The 21,141-nt window shown below is 68.7% G+C and carries 20 protein-coding genes; 5 read left to right on the top strand and 15 right to left on the bottom strand.

The genetic code is table 11. The features are described from left to right. Window positions 1-19 precede the first annotated feature (19 nt). Window positions 20-892, top strand: a complete 873-nt coding sequence (locus tag AC2A1K_RS33720) for an AraC family transcriptional regulator (RefSeq protein WP_483900724.1) — start codon at window positions 20-22, stop codon at window positions 890-892. Between the two features lie 185 nt (window positions 893-1,077). Here the strand turns inward: AC2A1K_RS33720 and AC2A1K_RS33715 are convergent, their stop codons facing one another. Together AC2A1K_RS33715 and AC2A1K_RS33710 are read right to left on the bottom strand one after the other, a co-directional pair. Then, window positions 1,078-1,410, bottom strand: a complete 333-nt coding sequence (locus AC2A1K_RS33715) for a DinB family protein (protein WP_483900723.1) — start codon at window positions 1,408-1,410, stop codon at window positions 1,078-1,080. 363 nt (window positions 1,411-1,773) lie between these two features. Next, complete coding sequence (locus AC2A1K_RS33710; protein ID WP_483900722.1) at window positions 1,774-1,902, bottom strand: hypothetical protein; 129 nt, start codon at window positions 1,900-1,902, stop codon at window positions 1,774-1,776. Between the two features lie 85 nt (window positions 1,903-1,987). Between AC2A1K_RS33710 and AC2A1K_RS33705 the strand changes: the two genes are divergently transcribed. The 4 genes from AC2A1K_RS33705 to AC2A1K_RS33690 all read left to right on the top strand — a co-directional run bounded on the left by AC2A1K_RS33705 (window position 1,988) and on the right by AC2A1K_RS33690 (window position 5,635). After that, window positions 1,988-2,605: a TetR/AcrR family transcriptional regulator gene (locus AC2A1K_RS33705; RefSeq protein WP_483900721.1), complete on the top strand. Its 618-nt coding sequence runs from the start codon at window positions 1,988-1,990 to the stop codon at window positions 2,603-2,605. A 194-nt stretch (window positions 2,606-2,799) separates the two neighbouring features. Continuing rightward, window positions 2,800-3,672: an enoyl-CoA hydratase/isomerase family protein gene (locus AC2A1K_RS33700; protein WP_483900720.1), complete on the top strand. Its 873-nt coding sequence runs from the start codon at window positions 2,800-2,802 to the stop codon at window positions 3,670-3,672. Then, window positions 3,669-4,856, top strand: coding sequence for a CaiB/BaiF CoA transferase family protein (locus AC2A1K_RS33695; protein WP_483900719.1), 1,188 nt, complete (start codon window positions 3,669-3,671; stop codon window positions 4,854-4,856). Before AC2A1K_RS33700 ends, AC2A1K_RS33695 begins: the two co-directional genes overlap by 4 nt. Beyond that, window positions 4,853-5,635, top strand: a complete 783-nt coding sequence (locus tag AC2A1K_RS33690) for an enoyl-CoA hydratase/isomerase family protein (protein WP_483900718.1) — start codon at window positions 4,853-4,855, stop codon at window positions 5,633-5,635. The genes AC2A1K_RS33695 and AC2A1K_RS33690 overlap by 4 nt, the downstream gene beginning before the upstream one ends. Window positions 5,636-5,649: 14 nt before the next feature. Here AC2A1K_RS33690 and AC2A1K_RS33685 read toward each other — a convergent pair whose 3' ends face one another. The 13 genes from AC2A1K_RS33685 to AC2A1K_RS33625 all read right to left on the bottom strand — a co-directional run bounded on the left by AC2A1K_RS33685 (window position 5,650) and on the right by AC2A1K_RS33625 (window position 20,573). Then, entirely contained in the window at window positions 5,650-7,218 is a 1,569-nt protein-coding gene (locus tag AC2A1K_RS33685) for a class I adenylate-forming enzyme family protein (protein WP_483900717.1), read from the bottom strand. Window positions 7,219-7,276: 58 nt separating this feature from the next. Further along, window positions 7,277-8,263, bottom strand: coding sequence for a cyclase family protein (locus tag AC2A1K_RS33680; RefSeq protein WP_483900716.1), 987 nt, complete (start codon window positions 8,261-8,263; stop codon window positions 7,277-7,279). Between the two features lie 42 nt (window positions 8,264-8,305). Beyond that, entirely contained in the window at window positions 8,306-9,160 is an 855-nt protein-coding gene (locus tag AC2A1K_RS33675; RefSeq protein ID WP_483900715.1) for an enoyl-CoA hydratase-related protein, read from the bottom strand. Continuing rightward, window positions 9,157-9,939 (bottom strand): enoyl-CoA hydratase/isomerase family protein, encoded by a 783-nt coding sequence (locus AC2A1K_RS33670; RefSeq protein WP_483900714.1) that lies wholly within the window; start codon window positions 9,937-9,939, stop codon window positions 9,157-9,159. The genes AC2A1K_RS33675 and AC2A1K_RS33670 overlap by 4 nt, the downstream gene beginning before the upstream one ends. Window positions 9,940-9,942: 3 nt before the next feature. Then, window positions 9,943-10,389 (bottom strand): nuclear transport factor 2 family protein, encoded by a 447-nt coding sequence (locus tag AC2A1K_RS33665; RefSeq protein ID WP_483900713.1) that lies wholly within the window; start codon window positions 10,387-10,389, stop codon window positions 9,943-9,945. A gap of 24 nt (window positions 10,390-10,413) precedes the next feature. Then, the gene (locus tag AC2A1K_RS33660) at window positions 10,414-12,672 is read right to left on the bottom strand and encodes an FAD-dependent oxidoreductase (protein WP_483900729.1); all 2,259 of its coding nucleotides are present in this window, start codon (window positions 12,670-12,672) and stop codon (window positions 10,414-10,416) included. Window positions 12,673-12,805: 133 nt separating this feature from the next. Then, entirely contained in the window at window positions 12,806-13,624 is an 819-nt protein-coding gene (locus tag AC2A1K_RS33655; protein WP_483900712.1) for an SDR family NAD(P)-dependent oxidoreductase, read from the bottom strand. Between the two features lie 57 nt (window positions 13,625-13,681). After that, window positions 13,682-14,788, bottom strand: coding sequence for a Zn-dependent alcohol dehydrogenase (locus AC2A1K_RS33650; protein WP_483900711.1), 1,107 nt, complete (start codon window positions 14,786-14,788; stop codon window positions 13,682-13,684). A 74-nt stretch (window positions 14,789-14,862) separates the two neighbouring features. Then, entirely contained in the window at window positions 14,863-15,255 is a 393-nt protein-coding gene (locus AC2A1K_RS33645) for a nuclear transport factor 2 family protein (RefSeq protein ID WP_483900710.1), read from the bottom strand. A 67-nt stretch (window positions 15,256-15,322) separates the two neighbouring features. Next, window positions 15,323-16,168, bottom strand: coding sequence for an SDR family oxidoreductase (locus AC2A1K_RS33640; protein ID WP_483900709.1), 846 nt, complete (start codon window positions 16,166-16,168; stop codon window positions 15,323-15,325). Window positions 16,169-16,193: 25 nt separating this feature from the next. Further along, a complete protein-coding gene (locus tag AC2A1K_RS33635) occupies window positions 16,194-17,531 on the bottom strand; it encodes an MFS transporter (RefSeq protein ID WP_483900708.1) in 1,338 nt (445 codons plus the stop codon). Window positions 17,532-17,943: 412 nt separating this feature from the next. Beyond that, window positions 17,944-18,885 (bottom strand): cytochrome P450, encoded by a 942-nt coding sequence (locus AC2A1K_RS33630; RefSeq protein ID WP_483900707.1) that lies wholly within the window; start codon window positions 18,883-18,885, stop codon window positions 17,944-17,946. Window positions 18,886-19,157: 272 nt separating this feature from the next. Beyond that, window positions 19,158-20,573 (bottom strand): MFS transporter, encoded by a 1,416-nt coding sequence (locus AC2A1K_RS33625; protein ID WP_483900706.1) that lies wholly within the window; start codon window positions 20,571-20,573, stop codon window positions 19,158-19,160. Window positions 20,574-21,141: the final 568 nt, after the last annotated feature.

Below are 21,141 nucleotides of genomic sequence, written 5' to 3'. Positions count from 1 at the left end.
TACGGAAAGGAGACCCGCGGTGCTGGAAGGGTTCAACGCAGCGCTGGACCTCGTCGAGGACGCCGTCAACGCTGCTGCTCCGGTCGACGTCGCCGTGCTGAGCAGGTGCGCGCAGACGAGCGAGCACCACTTCCGGCGCACGTTCTCTTCGCTGGCCGGCATCCCGATCGGGGAGTACGTCCGCCGTAGGCGCATGACCATGGCCGCCGCGGACGTCCTCACCGGGGAACTGACCTTGCTCGACGTCGCCGTGAAACACGGCTACGGCTCGACCGAGGCGTTCAGCCGCGCGTTCCGCGCCGTCCACGGGATGGGTGCTGGCGAGGCCCGACGGAGCCGGCCGCGCCTGGTCTCCCAGCCCCGGGTCTCCTTCCACCTCACCATCGAAGGGAGCACCAGCATGCAATACCGCGTGGTCGACAAGCAGGAGTTCCGGGTCGTCGGTCTCAGGGCCCGCGTTCCCCTGGTCCACCGGGGCCGCAACAGCGCGATGGAGGACTTCGTCGAGGGCATCGACCCCGCGCTGACCGAGCAGATCGGCGCCTTGTCCGACCAGGAACCCGACGGTGTGGTGTCTGTGACCGACTCCCTGGACGACTCCCGCGAGGAGGGCACTGAGCTCGACTACTGGTACGCAGCCATCACGACGACACCGGCACCCGCCGGGCTCGAGGAGATGCACGTGCCCGCAGGCACCTGGCTCGTCCTGACCAGCAGCCACAGTGCGTACCCGGAGGGGCTGCAACAGATGTGGCTTGACGCCTACTCCGGATGGTTCCCGGCCAACCCGTGGCGTACCCGCCCTGGCCCGGACGTGCTGCGCGCCGAGTGGCACGACGACGACACCGCCGACGCCGAGCTGTGGCTCCCCATCGAGCCAGACCCGAGCTGACTCCCGACGCCTCCGACGCCTCCGACGCCTCCGACGCCTCCGACGCCTCGGCCAGGTCAACCCGCGAACTGTTGTCCATTCTCCGGGTCAGCAGCAGCTACTGAAGGCACGACGGGGTCACCTCGAGCGGACTCCAAGGGGCTGAGGGAGAACGGTCGGAGGGCCGTGGGCTGGTCCGTGAGCGGTCAGGGGCGGCGGCCCAGCTGATCGAGGAGGTGGTCCTGCGCGGTGGTGTGGCGGTCCGTGCTCGGCCCAGGCCCGAACATCTCCCCGACGTCGAGGGTGGCAACCCAGGCGACGTAGGGCCTCAGCGCGTGCTCGACGAGCTCGTCGGGCAGTTGGTCCTCGGCATCGACGGCCTGCGCGAGGTCCCAGGCGTGGATGGCGATGTCCGCGGCCCGATAGATCACGAACTCGCCGAGGGTGATCCACCCGGCCGGGTGCGCGACATCGCGGGTGCGATCGGCGCCCGCGAACGCGACACGTTGACGCCGGGCGCTGCGTCGGAACCCGAGCACCGGGTCCCGGGCGGCGTCGACGCGGTGGCCCAGCGTGTCGTCTCGCAGAGGGCCCCGGTGTCGACGAGTTCTTGCGGTCGCCGGCGGGCGAGAACTCGTCGCCGCTGGGGGTGCCCGTGGCCGTTGTCACCGTCATCGGTGGACCGCCGATCGTTCGAGATCGACGACGGCGTTGTCGAGATGGGTCAGCAGCCGCTGGAGGTGCGGAGCCGCTATCGGGCAGCAGGTCAGGCCGAACGCCATGCGATCCGCGTTGCACATCATCGTGATCTGAGGGCCTGTCCATCGACACCGGGGTCGTTGGTGGTCACCCGGCGCCGTCGAAGAGCAGTCGTTCTTCGGTGCAGGGCACGTTCGAGATGATCAGGATGACGACAGGGTCCGGCGGTGCTGCGGCAGCGTCACGAGCGTCGCGAGCCCCATGGTCGCGACATCGAGCGCGACGGCAGTAGTCGGGTCGAGCGTGCGCAGCGCCGCCTTGCCCTCGGACATGAGGCGGCCGCCTCGGCCAGTCGCGCGGTGGGGCGAGCGCCCTGTGAGGCCGGAGCGGGGAGACCGGCGCTGGTAGCCTGCGCCGGTGACGGCTCGAGACGAGGCGGAGGGGCCCTCGGAACGCCCTCCGGACAGAGGGTCGACCGAGACCCGACTGCTGGAGGCCGCTGCACGGCTGTTCCGGACGAAGGGCTTCGACGGCACGTCGACGCGCCAGCTCGCGGCAGCGATCGGCGTACAGAGCGCGACGCTCTACTACTACATGAGAACCAAAGAAGATCTGCTCTACCGCATCTGCATTCAGGGCAACGACCTGATGATCGCAGGGGTCGGGGCCGTCGTGCAGGACGCGCGGGCGCCCGTCGACGCCATCCGGTCGGCGATCCGGACCCACCTGCGGATCGCCGTCGCCAATCGCGACATCTACCTCACGACCCTCTCCGAGATGCGTGCACTCGCGCCGCGCAGGCGCCGCGAGGTCATCGCGCGCCGAGACGAGTACAACGACCTCCTTCTGGACCTGCTCATCACGGCGCAGCGCGCGGGCGACCTGCGCACCGACATCACCGCCGACGAGCTCATGCTCGTCCTGCGCAATCTTCTGTCCTGGACGATCTACTCCTACAGTCCGGACGATCCGCATACCGTCGATGAGCTCGCCACGCTGATGGCAAGGGTCTTCCTCGAGGGTGCGGCCGCCTGATCCCTTTGCGCGCCTCCGCTCCAGGCCGGCCGATCGATCGGTAGGTCAAGTCCGCGCGCGCAGGGTCGCCGCCTCGCGACATGTCACGCCTTCACGATCTCACCCCACAACTCCCGTCCCGGCCGCACGCCCGGGGTCGAGACCGCCACCGGCGCGCGCTTGTTGGCCTATCGATCAGTCGATAGAGTCAGCGCATGGGCGATGGCGCGGCAGGCACCTCGGTGGTGTACACCGGTGGCTCGAGGGTGGGCTCGATCGAGCTGAACCGGCCGGACAGACGCAACGCGCTGAACGTGGAGATGCTCGACGACATGCACCGCGCCCTCGATGCCTTCGACGCCGACGACGCCCCCCGCGTGCTCGTGCTCAGCGGACGTGGGCCGTCGTTCTGCTCTGGCTTCGACCTCGACCGCAAGTCGGCCTCGTCGGCGTCACACACCGCCGACCCGTGGGGCGACCGGATGCGTCTGCGGCGCTGGCTGGAGCTGGTCCTGCGGATCCGCGAGACGCCCCGGCCGGTGATCACCCGGATCCACGGCCATTGCCTGGCCGGTGGAATCCTGTTCACCCTCGCTCCGGATCTGGTGTTCGTGGCGGACGACGCCGTGCTCGGCTGGCCTCGGCTGCCGATGGGGGGTGGGTTCATGGACGGCGCGATGTCGTTACTGATCGGTCCACGCCGGGCCAAGCAGATCTCGTTCATGGTCGGGAGCCGGGTCACGGGAGCCGAGGCCGAGCGCTGGGGGCTCGCGAACGTCGCCGTACCCGCCGCCGAGCTCGTCGAGAGAACGCACCGATACGCCACCGACATGGCTCGCGCACCACGGAACATCCTGGAGATCCGCAAGGCCGCGATCGACGGTGTCCTCGGCTCCGGCTTCCGCGAGGCCCTGCTCGCCGGCGCCGAGTGGGACGTCATCGCGCACGGCGATCCGACCGTGGACGCCTACCGGGCGGCGGTGCGCACGCACGGCATGAAACCGGTCATCAGGGCGTTCGAGTCCGCCGAGGACCCCCTGCTCGAGCTCGGCGTGGGCCCGGCGACAGCGGCCGGAAACACGCCGTGACGGGCGCGCCGCTGCGTGGAACGACGATCGTCTCCCTCGAGCAGGCGGTGGCCGCCCCGATGTGCACCCGCACGCTGGCCGATCTCGGCGCCCGTGTGATCAAGATCGAGAATCCGGACGGCGGAGACTTCACACGGCACTACGACGACGTCGTCAAGGGGCTGGCCGCGCACTTCGTCTGGGTCAACCGGGGCAAGGAGTCGGTGGCGCTCGACCTCAAGGACCCGCGCGGCCTCGACGCACTGCACCGACTCCTGGCGCGTGCCGACGTGCTCGTCGCGAACCTCGCCCCCGGCGCCACCGGGCGCCTCGGGCTGGACGCGGAAACACTGGGTGGGCGTTACCCGCGCCTGATCACCCTGAAGATCGACGGGTACGGCCCGGGTGGACCGCTGTCCCACAGGCGGGCCTACGACCTGCTGGTCCAGGCCGAGGCCGGAGCCTGCTCGATCACCGGTACCGCGGGCGCTCCGGCCAAGCCGGGGCCGCCGATGGCCGACGTGTGCACAGGTCTCTTCGGCGCGATCTCGATCCTGGCCGCGTTGCGTGACCGGGACACCGGCAGCGCTGCCAGCGCCGTCCAGGTGAGCATGTTCGACACGATGACCGAGCTCATGGGCTACGCGCTGCAGCACGCCCTGCACACCGGCAACGACACCGCTCCGGTCGGTATGGGATCGCCGGTCGCGGTCCCCTACGGCGCCTACCGCACCCGCGACGGCGCGCGCGTCGTGCTCGGCACCACGAACGACCGCGAGTGGCTCCGGCTCACCGAGATGATCGGCCGACCCGACCTCGCCACGGACGCCCGCTTCCGACGGAACGCCGATCGGGTTCATCACCGGGACGAGCTGGACCACGCCGTGGGGGCCTGGTGCGCCCAGCACGATCTCGTCGACATCCAGACCGCCGCCGACCGCGCGGAGATCGGCAACGCCCGGTACAACACCGCGACGGAGGTCGCGGAGCACCCGCACCTCACCGCCCGGGACCGCTGGCGTCACGTCGACTCCCCGGCGGGCCCCTTGCCTGCCCTTCTGCCGCCGCCGGTGATCGGCGGCTACGTTCCGCCGATGGGTGCTGTGCCCGCCTTGGGCCAGCACACCGCGTCGGTGCTCGCCGAGCTCGGCCTTGACGAAGCGACCGTGACCGAGTTGGCCGAGCTCGCCGGGACCGATCTGTGAGCGCGGACGGCCCGGCGGTGCGCGGCGAGCACCGGGGCCCGGTGCGGGTCCTGTCCCTCAACCGTCCGGCGCGGCGCAATGCCCTCGACATGCCGATGCGCGAGGCCCTGGTCGCCGGGCTGGAGGAGGCCGGGACGGACTCCGCGACCCGCGCCGTCGTGATCACGGGTGCGGGGTCGGCCTTCAGCGCCGGGGGTGACGTGTCGTCGATGCGTCGCCAGCCGCCCGAGCAGAGCAGGTTCCGGCTGGAAGCGGCGCAACGGGTCGCCGGTGCGATCGTGGACTGTCCGATCCCGGTGGTCGCCGCGGTCGAGGGCCACGCGATCGGAGCAGGCCTCGGCATCGCCGCGGCCTGCGACCAGATCGTCGCTGCGTCCGACGCCCGATTCTCGGCGTCGTTCCTGACGGTGGGGCTGGGGGCCGATCTCGGGATCACGTGGTCCCTGCCGCGGCGGATCGGTCTGGCGCGGGCCCGGACCATGCTGCTCACGGGTTCCCGGATCGACGGCGCCAGAGCCCACGAGCTGGGCCTCGCCGACCACGTCACCGACCCCGGTGAGGCCCTGACCGAGGCCGTCGCTCTGGCCGCTCGGCTCGGTGACGGACCGCCGCTGGCCCTCGCCGCGGTGAAGCGTCTGCTGAACCACCCGGCCGCCGACGTGCACGGTGCGCTCGACGCCGAGCTGCGCGAGCAGGTGTCGCTGTTCGACACGGCCGATTTCGCCGAGGGCCTGGCCGCGATGCGGAACAAGCGCGCACCGTCGTTCACCGGCGAGTGAGCGAACGGGCGGCCTCACTCGGCCGCCGTCGTCTTCTCGATCAGGGCGCGAAGCTCCCCGCGGGCGAGCTTGCCGCCGATCGTGCGTGGGAGCACGTCGACGAACAGCACCCGGGTCGGCTTCTTGTAGCTGGCCAGGTTCTGCTTCGCGAAGCCGATGACCTGCTCGGCGGTGAGGTCCGCGCCCGGCTCCGGCACCACGACGGCGACCGGGGTCTGTCCCCAGCGCGGATGCGGACCCGCCCCTACCGCGACCTCGCGGACACCGGACAACCGTTCTACCACGAACTCGATCTCGGCCGGGTAGATGTTCATCCCACCGCTGGCGATCATGTTCGTGCGCCGGTCGGAGATGTACGCCCGACCGTCCTCGTCCAGCGACCCGATGTCCCCGGTGAGGTACCAGCCGTCGTCGTCGAACACGCGCGCAGTCGCCTCCCGGTCGGCCCAGTAGCCGGCGAACAGGCTCTCCGAACGCGCTCGCAGCTCACCGACCTGATCACGCCCGCGAGGCAGTACCGCCCCGGACTCGTCGACGACCGAGATCTCCGCGCCCGGCACGGGGCGACCGACGGACTCGAAGAACCCCTCCGGCCGCTGCGGGTCCAGGACGTCGCGGCCGGACACCGCGCACAGCACGCCGCCGCTGTTCTCGGTCATGCCCCAGCCGGCCAGGAAGCGGGGCCCGACGACGTCAGCGAGCGCCGAGAGAGCCTCCGGGTCGGCTCGGGACCCGGCGTGCAGCACCGCAGTGAGGGACGCCCAGCGGCGCGGGTCGGCCGCCGCGGCTGCGGTGAACTCGGCCATCCCCGGTGCCGGGACGTAGATCAGTGAGCCGCGCTCGCGCTCGATCACGCCGAGCAACCGTTCGGCGTCCCATGGACCGGTGGCGAGAACGTTCGTTCCCCCGGCCAGCAGGGTCGGGATGATGTGCGACGTCACCGTCGAGGGGAACGACATCGACACGGCGTGCACGTTGACGCCGTTGACCGGAATCCGCATCGCGACCAGCTGGGTGGCGGCGACGGCCCGGACCGACCGGTGAGTGAGGGTCGCCCCCTTCGGTCGTCCCGTGGTGCCGCTGGTGAAGCAGATCATGAACGGGGAGTCCGGGTCCGGCCGCGGGAGCGGATCCGGGGAGGCAGCCGCCACCGCCTCCTCGTAGGACCGCCCGACCGGCACCGGTCCGGCGCCGGTGCCGAGGACGGCCGGCCCGTCGACCAGCTCGTCGGACGGGGGAAGCAGGCCCGCCTGATCTGGTGTGTAGATCAACCCGCGACAGCCGGACGCCTCGAGCTGGTAGGCCGCCTCCGGCGTCGTCATCCGGGTGTTCAACGGGACGAGCACCAGGCCGGCCTTCGCCGCCGCCACGTAGGTCTCGACGTACTCCACGGCGTCGGCCATCCGGCACGCGAGCCGGTCGCCTGTCACGAGGCCGAGGCCGACCAGTGCGTTCGCCAGGCGCGAGCTGCGCTCGTCGAGCTCGCGGTAGGTCCGCTCGCTCCCGGAGGCTACTTCCCGGACCGCGGGACGGCCCGGGGTTCGACGGGCGCCGAGCGCAACGATGCTGCCCAGGTCGTACATGGTGCTCCTCGGTTCGCGGTCGCCGACGGCGGATAGGTACACGGGCCGGAGTACAGGGTCAGAACACGGCGTAGGCGTTCGCCGGGCTGGCGACGCCCCCGGGCAGGTTGAGCGGGGCGGTGGACAGGAAGAACGACCACCGCCCCGCCTCGACGCAGGCCGCGCCCAGCTCGTCGAGCCACCACAGCTCACCCAGGGGCAGCCCGAGCAGGACCAGCAGCCGGTGATGGCCCCAGCCCTCCGCCGGCACATAGGGCAATGTCTCCGCGGTCGGGTTGTCCAGAGCGAGCGCGGCGACGTGGTGGTCCCACAGCCATGCGGCGGTCTCCCGACTCGGCGAGATGCCGGGCAGCCGGGCGCTCGTCCGGTCGGCGTCGAGGCGGATCGCGAGTGCGCGGCGGGCGGTCGAGTCCATCGCCTGCCACCAGCCCAGCCATCCGGTCCGGACGAGCAGGAGGTCTCCCGACCGCAGCTCGGTGCCCTGCGCGGTCAGGACCTCGTCGAGCTCTGCCGGCCCGATCGCGAACCGTTGGTCGGGCGCCAGCGGCACCCCGCGCCTGGCCCGGTGCGCCGCGACGTCGACGAGAACGCCGCGCCCGATCAGCCCGCGTTCCGCCCACCGGTCGATCCCGAGCTCACCGTGCTCGTCCAGGGCCGAGTCCTGGCGCCCGCCGTAGTACCCGTACTGGCGGTAGCGCAGGTGTCGGAAGCCGTCCCACTGGGTGCTGCCCTGCAGGTGGAAGCGGTCGAGGTACTCGTCGCGCACGTTGCGGTGGTGCACGGCGTGACGCTGAGGGGCGGCGCGCGTGGCCCAGAACTGGTCGACGGGCTCGCCGACCGGGAGGTTCAGATTGACCACACGACCGCTGGCGATCTCCCGGCCGGCCCGCGCCACCTGCTCGGGCCCCAGGAAGTTGAGGCAGCCGAGCTCGTCGCCGAACACCTCCCAGCTGTGCCGCTCGCCGGTATCGCCCACGGTCGGCAGATCGGCGTAGCGGACCGCAGCGGCGAGCTCGTGAGCGGGCGCGGGGACGTCGAGTGCCACCGGTGGTTCTCCTCCGTACCGTCATACCGTGCGGGTAGCTGCTCATCGACCGCGGAACCGAGGAGGCCGGCGCTCGGCAAAGGCGGCCCCGGACTCCCTGACGTCGGCCGTCAGGACGCAGAGTCGCTGGTTCAACGCCTCGACCTCGATGGACTCTCGCAGTGTCGCGTTCCGGACAGTGTCGAGGTTGTGCTTGATCCGGGCGTAGGCGATGGTCGGCCCGGCGGCGAGCTGCTCGGCCAGCTCGGCGGTCCGTGCCGGCAACTCCTCGTCGGGGTGGACCTCGTGCACCAGTCCTCTGGCGTGAGCCGCCTCGGCGGGCAGCCGAGGGTCGAGCAACAGCAGCTCGCGTGCCGCGGCGTTGCCCACGGCCCGGTCGAGCAGGTAGGAGATCCCGTAGTCACCACTGAGCCCGAGCCCGGCGAAACCGATCTTCAGCTTCGTCCCGGTCCCCGCGATCCGAAGGTCGGCGGCCAGGGCCAACGCGAGGCCACCGCCGATCACGTGCCCGTGCAGGGCCGCGATCGTCGGCTTGGGCATGGTGGCCAGCAGCACGGTCGCTTCCGAGCGCCGGACGAGCTCGTGGAGGTCGTCGTACACGAGCGAACCGATCGAGGGCGCGGACGCTGCGCGGGCGGCACGGGAGGCCATCATCGTGACGTCGCCGCCCGCGGTGAAGCTCCGGCCGGCGCCGCGCAGCACCACGCACCGCACCGTGTCGTCCGCGGCGACGTCGCGCAGGGCGTCCACGAGGTCGTCCATCATCGCCTCGTTCAACGCGTTGAGCGCGTCGGGACGGTTGAGGGTGACCCAGCCGACGCCGGCGACCCGCTCGAGGAGCACGGCCGGTTCGGTGCCGGTGGCGAGCTGCGCGCCGTTGACCCCCGGGGCCGTCACGTCGACTCCGCCGAGCGTGCCTCCCGGCGCCGCGCGCGGAACTCCGGGCTCTCGTAGGTGGCCACCTGCAGGCCCGCAGCGAGGTCCAGGGTCAGATCGGACCCCAGACCCAACCACCGGTTCAGGGCCTGCTTGGTGGTCGAGAACGCCTGGGTGGGCAAGGCCGCGAGCTTGTGCGCCAGCGCCGTGGCTGCTTCGTGCACGTCGCCGGGGGAGTCGACCAGCGTGGTCACGATCCCGTCCTCGGCGGCTTCCTCGGCGGGCAGCGGGTGCCCTCGCAGGACGTGCCGGCGGGCGCGAGCCAGCCCGAGCACCAAAGGCCACACGACGGTCGCCCCGTCCCCGGCGGTGAGCCCGAGACGGACGTGCGTGTCCTGGAAGTACACACCCCGCGCGGCGACGACGAAGTCCGACAGGAGCGCCAGTTGCGCACCGATCCCGGTCGCCGGTCGTCCCACCGCGGCTACCAGCGGTTTCCGGAAGGCGATCACGTTCGCCACGATCTGGCGAGCCTCCTGCTGCAGTCGAGCGGCGGTATCGGGCCTGCTCGTCAGGAGATCGTCGAGGTGCCGCAGCTCCGGGAACGGGCAGAACGACTCCGCGCCGCCCGCCAGCACCACGGCCCCGACGTCGGCGCGGTCGTCGAGCTCGCCGAAGACGTCTCGGAGCTCGCGGTGCATGGGGTGGGCGTCCACGACGAACCGGTCGTCGTTGGGATCGGCGATCGAGACGACCGCGACCTCCCCGTCGAGCACCATGGTCACGTAACGGTCGGTCACGTACTACTCCGTCGCGACGTTCTGCTCGGCGAAGGTGTTCACGTGGGTTCCCTGCAGGGGGCCCGCGTCGAACCAGGTCCGGGCGCGCTTGACGGTGGTGCCGCCGTCGAACTCGAAGACGAACACGCCGCGGTTGTAGTACTTCTGGCCGGTCTGGCTGGAGACCGCCTCGTCCTCCCACTCGGCGAGCAGGACGTTGCCGTCGGCCACCACGTGCTTCGGGAAGTAGGTCATCGTGCCGGACCAGACCTTCTTCACCCACGCGCTCTGGTAGGCGACGATCGCCTTCTTGCCGCGGTACTCCACCCGCTCCAGGTTCTGTCCGACACCCGACCAGGTGCAGTCGTCGTCGAAGTGCTCGTAGGCCCGCTCGATGTCGCCGGTCTGGAAGCCCTCGTACCAGGCGTCCAGGGCCTTCTTCTGCTCGGCGATCTTCGTTTCCAGGTCCATCGCTAGCTCCTCGTTGCCCAAGAATCAGGTCGTTGCCGCAGCATGCTTCGCCGCGAGGTATCCGAAGACGATCGAGGACCCGACGGCCGATCCGCTCGCGTAGCCGCCACCGAACAGCACGTTGGCCGCGGTGTTGCCGCAGGCGTAGAGGCCGGGTAGCACCGAGCCGTCGGCTCGGACCACGGCGCCGTCGGGCGTGGTGACGACGCCGCCTCGTGCGCCGGCGTGCGAGAGATACACCGGGAACGCGTAGAACGGTCCCTCGGTGACCGCCCCCATCGTCGGGTTCGGCCCGTCGTGCTCGGGATCGCCCCAGTAGCGCTCGTAGTCGGTCTCGCCGCGGTGGAAGCGACGGTCCATGCCGGTGACGCTGTCCTCGTTGTAGCTCGCCACCTCCTCGCTCAGGCCCACCGGGTCCACCCCGATCTTCGTGGCGAGCGAGCCCAGGTCGTCGGCGACGGTGATCCAGTCGGGGACCGCGGCGTCGGCCGCGACGTTCGGAAGTCCGTACTTCACGCGGTAGCGCTGGTCGCACACGAAGTACGACGGTGTGTTCGCGTACTCGCGGGTCGCCGGGTCGATGTGCGCCCAGGCGTCGGCGAGGGCGAAGTAGGCGGCCTCGGTGGCGAACCGTCGGCCGGTGCGGTTCACGACCATGCAGTGCGGTTTCGACAGTTCCAGGTTGAACATGCGGTACAACGGCTCTCCGTTGTCCTGCAGGTCACCCGGGATCTGAATGGATGGGTGCCACACGGCCTTGTCCATGAGAGCGGTCGCGGCGCCGAGGCCGATCGCCAGCACATGACCGTCACCGGTGTTCGACGGCGGGGTCTGGGGGAGCACCGGAGGACCCGGCAGATGGCGGCGGGCGAAGGCGGTGTTCCAGTCGAAGCCACCGGTGTTGAGCAGCACCCCACGGGTGGCGCGGATGCGCTCGCGACGGCCGTCGGGGTGCTCGATCACGGCGCCGACGACGCGGTCGCTGTCGGTGCACAGCTCCACCAGCGGGGTCGCGACGTGGTACGGGATCCCTCGGCCCAGGACCGCCTTCCACAGACCACCGATGATCGAGCGACCGGCGAGCCAGGAGTCCCGGGGAGCACGATCGCTCGTCTGGAAGCCCGGGACGAAGTCCATGTGCGGGGTCGGACGGACGAGTGCGAGCCCCGGCAGTTCCTGCTCGGCAGGGGTGAGCAGGTCGTCCGAGGCGGCGGGGTGCGGCAAGATCGCACGTCCGCCGAGCCGGGCACCGGGCAGACCCGGGTAGTAGTCCGGTTGACCGCCCCAGATGACCCACGTCAGCCCTGTCCAGGCCTCCACGCGTTCGATGACCGGGCCCACGTTCTCGACGTAGGCGCGCTGCACCGCGCGGTCACCGCGGCCCTCCGAGGCATGTTCGAGGTACTCCACGGCGTCGTCGAGGGAGTCCTCGATACCCTTACGCCGCATGATGTGGTTCTGCGGCGCCCACACGACGCCGCCGGAGAACGCCGTGCCGCCACCGACCTGACCGGCCTTCTCCACCACGAGGACTCGCAGCCCCTCCTCCTGTGCCGCGAGGGCGGCGGTCAGCCCGCCTCCGCCGGTCCCGACGACCAGCAGATCGATCTCTCGGTCCCAGGAGTGGGCGCGGGGTCCGCGCGTTGTGGCCGCACGGGCCCGGGCGAGCGTCCGCGCCACCAGCCTGCGGACTCGGCGACGCAGTACGCGCCCGACGAGCGCGAGAGGTCCGGAGCCCGGGTCGGGTACCGGCCCGGGCTCCACAGGCCGCCTCCGCGCCGGCCCGGTGGCCGATGTGGCTGGTGTCGGCGATGTCGTCGACGCGGACGGTCGCGGCTCGAGCAGCGCAGACAGCCTGCCGGCGAAGTCCAGCATGATCTCCTCGGAGAAGTCCTCGATCATCCCCCGTCCGAGCTGTGCCGCCCCGCCGGTCAGGTCGACCTCCGTGCGGATCGACACCCTCGAGCCCGACGTCACGGGGCTGACGGTCATGGCGATCGTCGCGGCGGCGGTGCCGGCCCCGTCGTCCTCGGCGCCTGTCGCCTCCATGACCGCGCGGCGGGTCACGTCGTCGTGGTCCACGATTCGGACGGTCCCCGAGTAGCGGAACCGCATGGGCCCGAACTTGACCAGGATCGTGGCTGGGCGGACCGGATCGTCGGGTGTCCCACCCATCTGCGCGCCTGGCAAGCAGGGGGCGACTTTGTCGAGATCGATCAACAGCGCGTAGACGGCGTCGGGATCCTGCGGCAAGTCGATCTCGTTCTGGATGAGCACCAGCATCACTCCCGCAGCGTCGTGGGTCCGACAGTCGGCGCAGCCCGGCGTCCGGCCAATCCGACGGCAAGGCTCGGGCGCTCGATCGTGCGGCCAGTCTATCGGTCGATCGATCGATAATCAACGCGAGAGCCCTCGCCTACTCACTCTTCTCCCGAGACGACGGCCGCGTTTCGGGGCTCGACGCGTTCGAGACTCGAACGGCGAACAGCTCCGGATCCCCGATCGGCGAGCGCGCGCTGGAACCCGCGTCCACCGCCAGCACCTGCCCGGTCATTCCGGCGCTGAGGTCCGACAGCAGGAACAGCACGGCGGACGCGACGTCCGTGCGCTCGGCGAACCGTCCCAGCGGAGTGTGGACACGATCGCCCCAGTCGAGACCGGGCATCGCCTGTGTGAACGCGGTCTGGACCGTACCCGGCGAGACCGCATTCACGCGTATTCCGTAGCGTCCCCACTCGACTGCCATCGTGCGCGTCATGGACATCACCGCGGACTTCGCGGCACCGTAGCCACCGTGGTAGGGCGCGCTCACTTGGCCGCTCACCGACGCGAACTGAACGATGCGTCCGTCGACTCCGTCGGCGATCATGTGCTGCACGACCTCACGAGACGTACGGACCATTGTTCCGACGTTCAGAGCGAGAGCTCGCTCCCAGGCTTGGTCGGAGTGTGTCTCCATGGCCTGCCACATCTCGGGCTCGGCGCCGCCGACGACGTTGACCAGGCAGTGGATCGGGCCGTACTCGAGTCGCACCCGCCCCACGACGTCCCGAACGCTATCCGTGTCGGTCGCATCCGCCGCCGCGGCCGTCGCCGAACCGTCGAAGGCCGCGATCTTCGCCGCGGTGGCCGAGGCCGTGGCCATCAGCAGATCGACGGCGACGACGTGCGCGCCGGCCTCGGCAAGCGCCAGCGCGGTGGCGCCCCCGATGCCCTCAGGAGCGACTCCGAACACGATCGCGGTACGACCCGTGCAGCATGAGCCGTTCGACGACGCTCGAGACTTCTGCTGTCACGGGGCGACAGTGCTTTCCGGGAACGTGATGATCGTACGTGCGTGCTGTGCCTCCCCGAACACGTCCAGCGCGTCGTTGATCTCGTCGAGTCCGATGGTGCGAGACAACAGATCGTCCAACTTGAGTCGACCGTCCAAGTAGAGTTCAGAATAGAAGGGGACGTCGACCCGGAACCGGTTCGACCCCATTCTCGACCCCTGGATTCGCTTCTCCTTCAGAAGCGCCTGCGCCGGGAGCGTGATGGTGTCGTCCGAGCGCGGAAACCCGATCACGGTGGCCGTTCCCCCCTCACGCAGCATCTCGAACGACTGCTCGATCGTCCGAGGCCTGCCGACTGCCTCGAACGAATGGTCGACGCCGTCGCCGGTGATGCGAGCCACTTCGGAGACCGGGTCCTCTTGGCTCGCGTCGATCACGTGGGTCGCGCCGAGCCGCTTTGCCAGGTCCAACTTGGCCGCGACCGTGTCGATGGCGATGAGCTGACGTGGACTCGACAGGGCCGTGCCGTGCACCGCGCTCAGCCCGACGCCGCCGAGACCCAGAACCGCGACCTTGCTGCCCGGTTGCGGCCGAGCGGTGTTGAACACCGCGCCGAGGCCGGTGACGACGCCGCAGCCGAGCAGCGCTGCCCGGTCGAAGGGGAGTTCTTCGGGAAGTTTGGCGACGGCGTTCTCGCTCACCAGCATCTTCTCGGCGAAGCCGCCGAGACCCGTCCACTGGGCCACCGCGGTGCCCCCGGCGTTCACGAGTCGGGGACTCGATCCCTCAGGACGCACCTGGCGCTTGTCGATACATCGGTAGGGGCGACCCTTGATGCACCACTCGCAGAGGCCGCAGAACGATGACGGCGACGTGACGACGTGATCACCGGGCCGGAACCCGTGAACCCGGGACCCCACGCGCTCCACGATCCCGGCGGCTTCGTGGCCCAGGACGAGTGGGAGGTCCGCGTGAGGGAAGGCTCCCTCGATCACCGAGACGTCCGAATGGCATATGCCAGACGCCACCGTGCGGATGACGATCTCGGTCTCGGCCGGCTCGGCGAGCTCGAGCTCTTCGATGACCAGCGGAGATCCGAAGCCGTGCAGTACGGCGGCTTTCATGGGCGACCGTCCTTCATTCTTGGGTGGGTGATGAGAGGTAGATGTGTCGTGCTGATCCCGACGGTGTCGCGTGGCTAGCCAATTTCGACGTTCGAGATGATGAGACGCCGGTCAATTCTCCATTCGCCGTCGAGCTGCACGGCGGAATCCTCGTAGACGACGGCTGTCGGTCCGCCGCCCGTTCCGACGGGAAGAAAGAGGCCGTAGGAGCGGGTCACGCCACGCGACTGGGCGATGTCCACACTGATCGACCCGATGAGGTGGAGAGATCCGGCGCGCTTGGCGTGGCGCTCCTCGACGAAGGCACGTAGCGCGCGACGACCGACGACCTCACCGGCCGGAGTTTCCATTACTCCCTCGGGCGTGAAGCAGGATGAGAATGCCGCGCCGTCGCCGTCGTCCATCGCGTGGGCGAGATAGTTGACAAGTTGGCAGATATGGACGACGTCGGCCGTCGGTGCAGGCATACGAACGATCCTCCGTGATCATATTGTAGCAATCAGCGCATGGCGCTTCGGGGTTCGCTTCTCAGGCTCAACCCTCTCGAGGTCGCGTGGCAGTGGCACCTGCCGCCGCCAACTGGCAACTCCATCCGCCGTCGACGACGATTCCGGTCCCGGTGATGAACGATGCCTCGTCGCTGGCCAGGAACACGGCGGCCTGCGCGACGTCGGCGGGAAGTCCGGTTCTGCCCAGCGGCACGCTCTGATTGCGGTCCGCTTCGGCAGGTGTCCCGACGACTGGAATGTCGATCGTCGTCATGGCCGTGGCGATGAAGCCCGGGTGGATGCAGTTCACGCGAATTCCGTACGGGCCGAACTGGGCAGCGAGCGATGCGGAGAGCAACGCCACGGCGGCCTTGCTTCCGCTGTATACCGCGCCGTGGCTCGCGCGGAGCCCCGTCACGGACGACATATTGATGATGGCGCCACCGCCGTGGTCCACCATCGCGCGGACCGCGGCCTGACATGACCGGGCCACGCCGCCCACATTGATCGAGAGCAGTCGATCGATGTCAGCTGGGTCCGCATCAAGGAAGGGTCCCGGCTCCGGTACACCTGCCGAGTTGACGAGAACGTCGACGCCTCCGAATCGTTCGGTCACACCAACGGCTTGTGCTACGTCCGACGCCCTCTGCACGTCACATTCCACGTACTCGGTCGCGGTCGACGAGGTCTGCCGGATGAGTTCGTGTGTGGGTACGCCGCCTTCCCGCGGTGCGGATCGTAGGTCGGCGATCACGACGGCCCGGCAGCCGTGACGACCGAAGGCGAGGGCGATGGCGCGGCCTATTCCACTCGCTCCACCCACGACCAGGCAGACCTTGCCCGCCAGTCGTGCGCTCTCCTGGGGGAGCTCCGCCGGCTCCGGCTGGTTCATCCTTGTTTCCTCGTCCTTCCCGCCACTACGGCTGAGAGGTGGCTGACCTGGTCTGGGCCAGGTGCGCGCGCAGACCGAGCACCGTGACGATCAGTGCCACGGCGCCCAGGGCCAGGCCGGCGACCGGCGCCGCAGCCTGCCAGCGTCCGTCGGAAGCGTCGATGACCTCGCCGAGCAGCATCGGCCCGAAGAAGCCGCCACTGGAGCCGATGCCGTTGATCAAGGCGATCGCTCCGGCGGCGTGAGCGGGCTTTCCCAGCATGGGTGTGAGGACGGTCCAGAACGGACCGACATAGATGGACAGCAGGCTGACCACGGCCGTGGCGGAGAGGATGAAGAGCGCGAGCACGCTCGCCGAGGGCGCCAGTGTCGCGAAGCCTGCGGCGCTCACCAAGAGCGCCACGGTGAGATGGGACCACGGTGCACCGGTCCGTTCCGAGGAACGAGCCATGAGGTAGGTGACCCCGATGGCGAGGAACCAGGGCGCGGCGACGACGAAGCTCGTCTGGAGGTTGCTGAGCCCTGCCAGCTCCGAGACCACCTTCGGGAGGAAGAACGTGGCTGCGTAGCCGACCGAGGCGATGACGAAGTACCCGAGGGTCATCAGCCACACAGCAGGGCGGCGGAGGAACACGGCGAACCCGTTGACCTGGTCTCGGAAGGTGTGTGCCGAGCGGGTGAAGTCAGCGTTCTTCATGATGGTCTCTCGCGCGGCGTCATCGAGCCAGTGCGCCTGGGTCGGGTCCGAGGGCAACAGACGATAGAAGACGACCCCGAATGCCACCGTGATGGCGCCGACGACGATGAAGAGCCATTGCCATCCTTCCAAGGGGCCGAGGTCCCAGCCGAGGATCCAACCCCCGAGGGGCGCGCCGACCACGTTCCCGACCGGCGTCGCCAGCACGAGCATCGCGATCGGCTTCGCCCGTAGTCCCGGCGGGAACCACATCGCGATGTAGAAGATCACGCCGGGGAAATAGCCCGCTTCCGCGACTCCCAGGAGGAGCCGCATGACGTAGAACGACGTCTCGCCCTGGACGAACGCCGTAGCAGCGGTCACAAGTCCCCAGGTCACGAGGATGCGCGTCAACCAGACACGCGCCCCGACTCTGGCCATGATCACGTTCGACGGCGGCTCGAAGATGAGGTAGGTCAGGAAGAACAGCCCGGCCCCGGTCCCGTACGCCGCAGCTGTCAGACCGATGCTGGCGTTCATCTCCAGCGAGGCCACACTTACGATCGTCCGGTCGAGAAAGCACAGTAGATAACCGCCGAAGAGCAGCGGCAGCAGCCGTCTGCGCACCTTGGCGTAGAGGGCTGAGTCGACCCCTTGACGTCCGGCCAACGCCTTCTCAGTCGCCACGTTGAGACTCCCTGCATTTCTTCCATCAGTGGGTGGAAGCCGGCGAGGACCAAGCGACCGGTCGTGATCGACCTCGCCGGTGATCTGAACCCGCGGCTGCTTCCTCGACTACTCCGTTCGTGGGAGCTGGTTCGCACAGCGCAGCCCGGGTGAGCCGAACGAACGATCTCCGCGTCCGTGACACCCCCGTAACCGCCGCACTCCGTGCTCAGTGTCTCTATCGATCGTTCGATAGTCAAGTCCATCGACTACGTGCCCGAGGGCCGGACATGGAGATGTCAGGCCCGGGGAGTGGGGGTCGCCCGTCCCGCCGATACGCGCGCGATCACGCTGGATGCCGCTCAATGAGAACCGAGTGCCAAAGCACAGCAGTCAGCCCTGGGGCCGGCACACCGACCCCTGGGAAGCGATGTCAACTCCAGGTCAGGGGCAAGGTCTCGACAGAATAGACAATGCTGTTCTCGTTGAACTGGAGGTCGGACAACGGCACCGCAAGACTCAGGTTCGGCAATCTGCGCAACAGGGCAGGGTACGCTTCCTGGAGCTCCACGCGAGCGAGGGTCTGACCAAGGCATTGATGGATACCGTAGCCGAAAGAAACCTGGCGACGCGCGTTCCGGCGGAAGTCGAGCTCATGTGGATTGGCAAAAACGTCGGGATCTCTGTTCGCCGCCTCATTCGAAAGGATCACACCATCGCCCGCAGGTATGGTCTGCCCCCCGAGCTCCGTGTCCTCGATCGCGACGCGCCGCCTGCCCCAATGGGTGATCGTCACGAAGCGAAGGAGGTCTTCCACGGCATTCTTGAGCAGCGACTCATCATCGCTATCACGGAGTAGGGCGAGCTGTTCAGGTTGCCGCAGGAGCGCGATCGTGCCCAAGGCTATCTGGTGCGCGGTCGTGTCGTGGCCGGCGACGATGAACATGTTCAATATGGCGAGGATCTCGTCCTCGGTGATCCGACCGGCGTCGAACTGGTCGCGCACAAGTGTGGTGAGGAGGTCGTCTTCAGGATGCCTCCGCTTGTCCTCCATGTACTCGTGATAGTAGTGATGCATCCGCTGGTTGGCGGCAGTCAGTTGTTCGGGTGTCGTACCCGGGTCGGTCACCATGTGCGCGTACGCCTGAAACTCAGCGTGAAAGGCGTAAGGTAGACCGAAGATCATGCAAAGCACCTTCGATGCGAGCGGCATGGCGAATGCTCGGACCAGGTCCACCGGCTGGGACATGCTCTGCATGTCGTCGATGAGCTCGTGGACCAAAGTTCTGATCTGACCTCGACGGGCTTCGATCTGGCGCGGGCTGAACGCCGCAGTGAACATTCGTCGAAAGTAGCCATGCTCCGGTTCGTCCATCGACAGAAATGTCGGCGCTACGGTGCGCTCGTTCTGGTTACTCGTCGAGAAGCCCGGATACCCGACATGTCGGGCGTCTGCGCTGAGGCGATCGTCCCTCAGTCCCATGCAAAAGTCGGCATGTCGGGTCACAAGCCAGGGCTCGGCACCACTCCAGATCCTCACCCGCGAGACGGGACACGCGTCGCGCTTCTGGTCCAGAGTTGGAGAGGGATGCAACGGATGACTCCGTTGCATCGGGTAGAATTCGTTGCCACCGTCTTCCTCGTTCATCATTGGTGTGCCTCCCCGGGAAGCTCTCGGTCGTGGCCGGTCGTCCGTAGCGATTGTCTGCTCGGCGCCCGCTCGCGTCCGCGTACGATCATCGACACGCCGAGCACCATCATGGCGACGACGAGAAGGGTCCCTCCGGCCAGCAGAGACGCTTCCTGCCATCGCCCACCGACGTCCCCGAGAACCCGGCCCAACAACATCGGTCCGAAGAATCCGCCACTAGCCCCGATGCCGTTAATCAGTGCGATCGCTCCGGCCGCCTGGGCGGGCTCGCCCAGCAAGGGCGTCAGAGCCGCCCAGAACGGCCCGACATACATCGAGAGAATGCAGACGGCCGCGGCTGCGGCGAAGACGAACGTGACAACGGACGACTCCGAAAAACTCAGCGCCGCGAACCCGGCCGCGCAGAAGACCAGTGTCATGACGAGGTGCAACCAGGGCGTGCGGTGGCGCTCTGCGGACCGCGCCACGGCGTAGGTGAGCGGAATCGAGAGCAGCCAAGGGACACCGACGACGATGCCGGTCTCCAACGTCGAGACGTCCTGGAGACCCGCCACGACCACCGGCAGGAAGAACGTGATCGCCCACGCGATGGACGCGATCACGAAGTACGAGAGGGTCATGACCCAGACAGTGGGCCGTCCCACTGTCACCGCCAACCCCCGGAACTGGCTCCGCAGCGAATGTGAGGAGCGCGAGAAGTCAGCGTTCTCCGCGATTGTCTGGCGCTCCCCGGGGGTCAGCCATGACGCTTGCCCCGGGTCTGCAGGAAGCAGTCTGTGGAGAACGATACCGAACATGACGGTGATCGCTCCGACGATGATGAAGAGCCATTGCCATCCTTCCAGTCCGCCCACGTCCCACCCGAGAACCCAGCCTCCGAACGGAGCGCCGAGAACGCTTCCCACCGGAGTCGCGAGTGCAAGTGTTGCAATCGGTTTGGCACGCAGATGTGGCGGAAACCACATTGCGATGTAGAAGATCACACCTGGAAAGTACCCGGCCTCGGCGGCGCCGAGCAGCAAGCGCATCACGTAGAACGAGGTCTCGCCCTGAATCCAGGCCGTGCCGACCGTAACGAGCCCCCAGGTCACCAGGATTCGAGCCAGCCAGATTCGCGCCCCGATACGAGCCAGCGCAATATTCGATGGTGGTTCGACGACCATGTACGCGAGGAAGAAGATTCCTGCGCCGGTACCGAACGCAGCAAGAGACAAGCCGATGCTGGCATTCATCTCGAGCGCAGCGATGCCGACGATACTTCGGTCCAGAAAGCAGAGCAAGTATCCACAGAAGAGCAGCGGGACCAGCCGGAGCCTCACCTTTCGGTAGAGAGCAGAATCCCGGTCGTGCAGATCGGTGGTTTGCGACGCCATCACGCTCGGCCTCTCTGGTTCGCGGAACGCTGTCGGCACCGGCCCTCTGCCGCGGTCTCCAGCGCTCTGAGCACCGTGGAGGCAGCGCAGATATGGCCCGAGACGATCGGCATTGGGTGTCAAGTCCGGTCCGACATCAGTCCACGATCTGCCGGGCCGAGACGAAGTCGACGGCGGTCGTGTCCTGCTGGTGGTCACCAACGGTGGCTTCTCAAGACAGGCACGCTATGACCTGGACCACTCCACCGTATCTACCGATCGATCGACAGTCAAGCGGTGTGCGGAGCGGCGGGTGCAACTTGCCCCCTGGATCGAGGCCGGGGTGTGCGCATGCGATGAAGTGTCGGAACCGGGACGTCGCCGCACGACGTCGTCCGGACTGTCACCCCGGGTGCGGCCCGCGGGCGTGACGGGAGATCGTCGAGGGCGATGACCGACGTCGTCACGGCCCGAGGGGTGCGTGTGCCGTCGGCCGGTCGTCCGGGGGGTGTCTCTATGGGGTTGTCAAGCCGCGAGGGGCTCGGGTGCTCGCGCTGGGGCGCGGTAGGGCTGGTGGTCGCGGAGCATGGCGTAGATGACGTCGGTGCGGCGGCGGGCCAGGCATATC

The sequence above is a fragment of the Actinomycetospora sp. 2LY8.5 genome, from assembly GCF_057180585.1.
The sequence above is the reverse complement of the archived record's forward strand: the minus strand, read 5'-3'. Positions and strand labels throughout refer to the sequence as shown.

Excerpts from the sequence above, each read along its gene's own strand:
- AC2A1K_RS33685 (WP_483900717.1), bottom strand. The coding sequence starts at position 7,218 with ATGTACGACCTGGGCAGCATCGTTGCGCTCGGCGCCCGTCGAACCCCG.
- AC2A1K_RS33630 (WP_483900707.1), bottom strand. The coding sequence starts at position 18,885 with ATGGACGAACCGGAGCATGGCTACTTTCGACGAATGTTCACTGCGGCG.
- AC2A1K_RS33710 (WP_483900722.1), bottom strand. The coding sequence starts at position 1,902 with ATGTCCGAGGGCAAGGCGGCGCTGCGCACGCTCGACCCGACTACTGCC.
- AC2A1K_RS33660 (WP_483900729.1), bottom strand. The coding sequence starts at position 12,672 with ATGCTGGTGCTCATCCAGAACGAGATCGACTTGCCGCAGGATCCCGAC.
- AC2A1K_RS33650 (WP_483900711.1), bottom strand. The coding sequence starts at position 14,788 with ATGAAAGCCGCCGTACTGCACGGCTTCGGATCTCCGCTGGTCATCGAA.
- AC2A1K_RS33665 (WP_483900713.1), bottom strand. The coding sequence starts at position 10,389 with ATGGACCTGGAAACGAAGATCGCCGAGCAGAAGAAGGCCCTGGACGCC.
- AC2A1K_RS33645 (WP_483900710.1), bottom strand. The coding sequence starts at position 15,255 with ATGCCTGCACCGACGGCCGACGTCGTCCATATCTGCCAACTTGTCAAC.
- AC2A1K_RS33640 (WP_483900709.1), bottom strand. The coding sequence starts at position 16,168 with ATGAACCAGCCGGAGCCGGCGGAGCTCCCCCAGGAGAGCGCACGACTG.
- AC2A1K_RS33700 (WP_483900720.1), top strand. The coding sequence starts at position 2,800 with ATGGGCGATGGCGCGGCAGGCACCTCGGTGGTGTACACCGGTGGCTCG.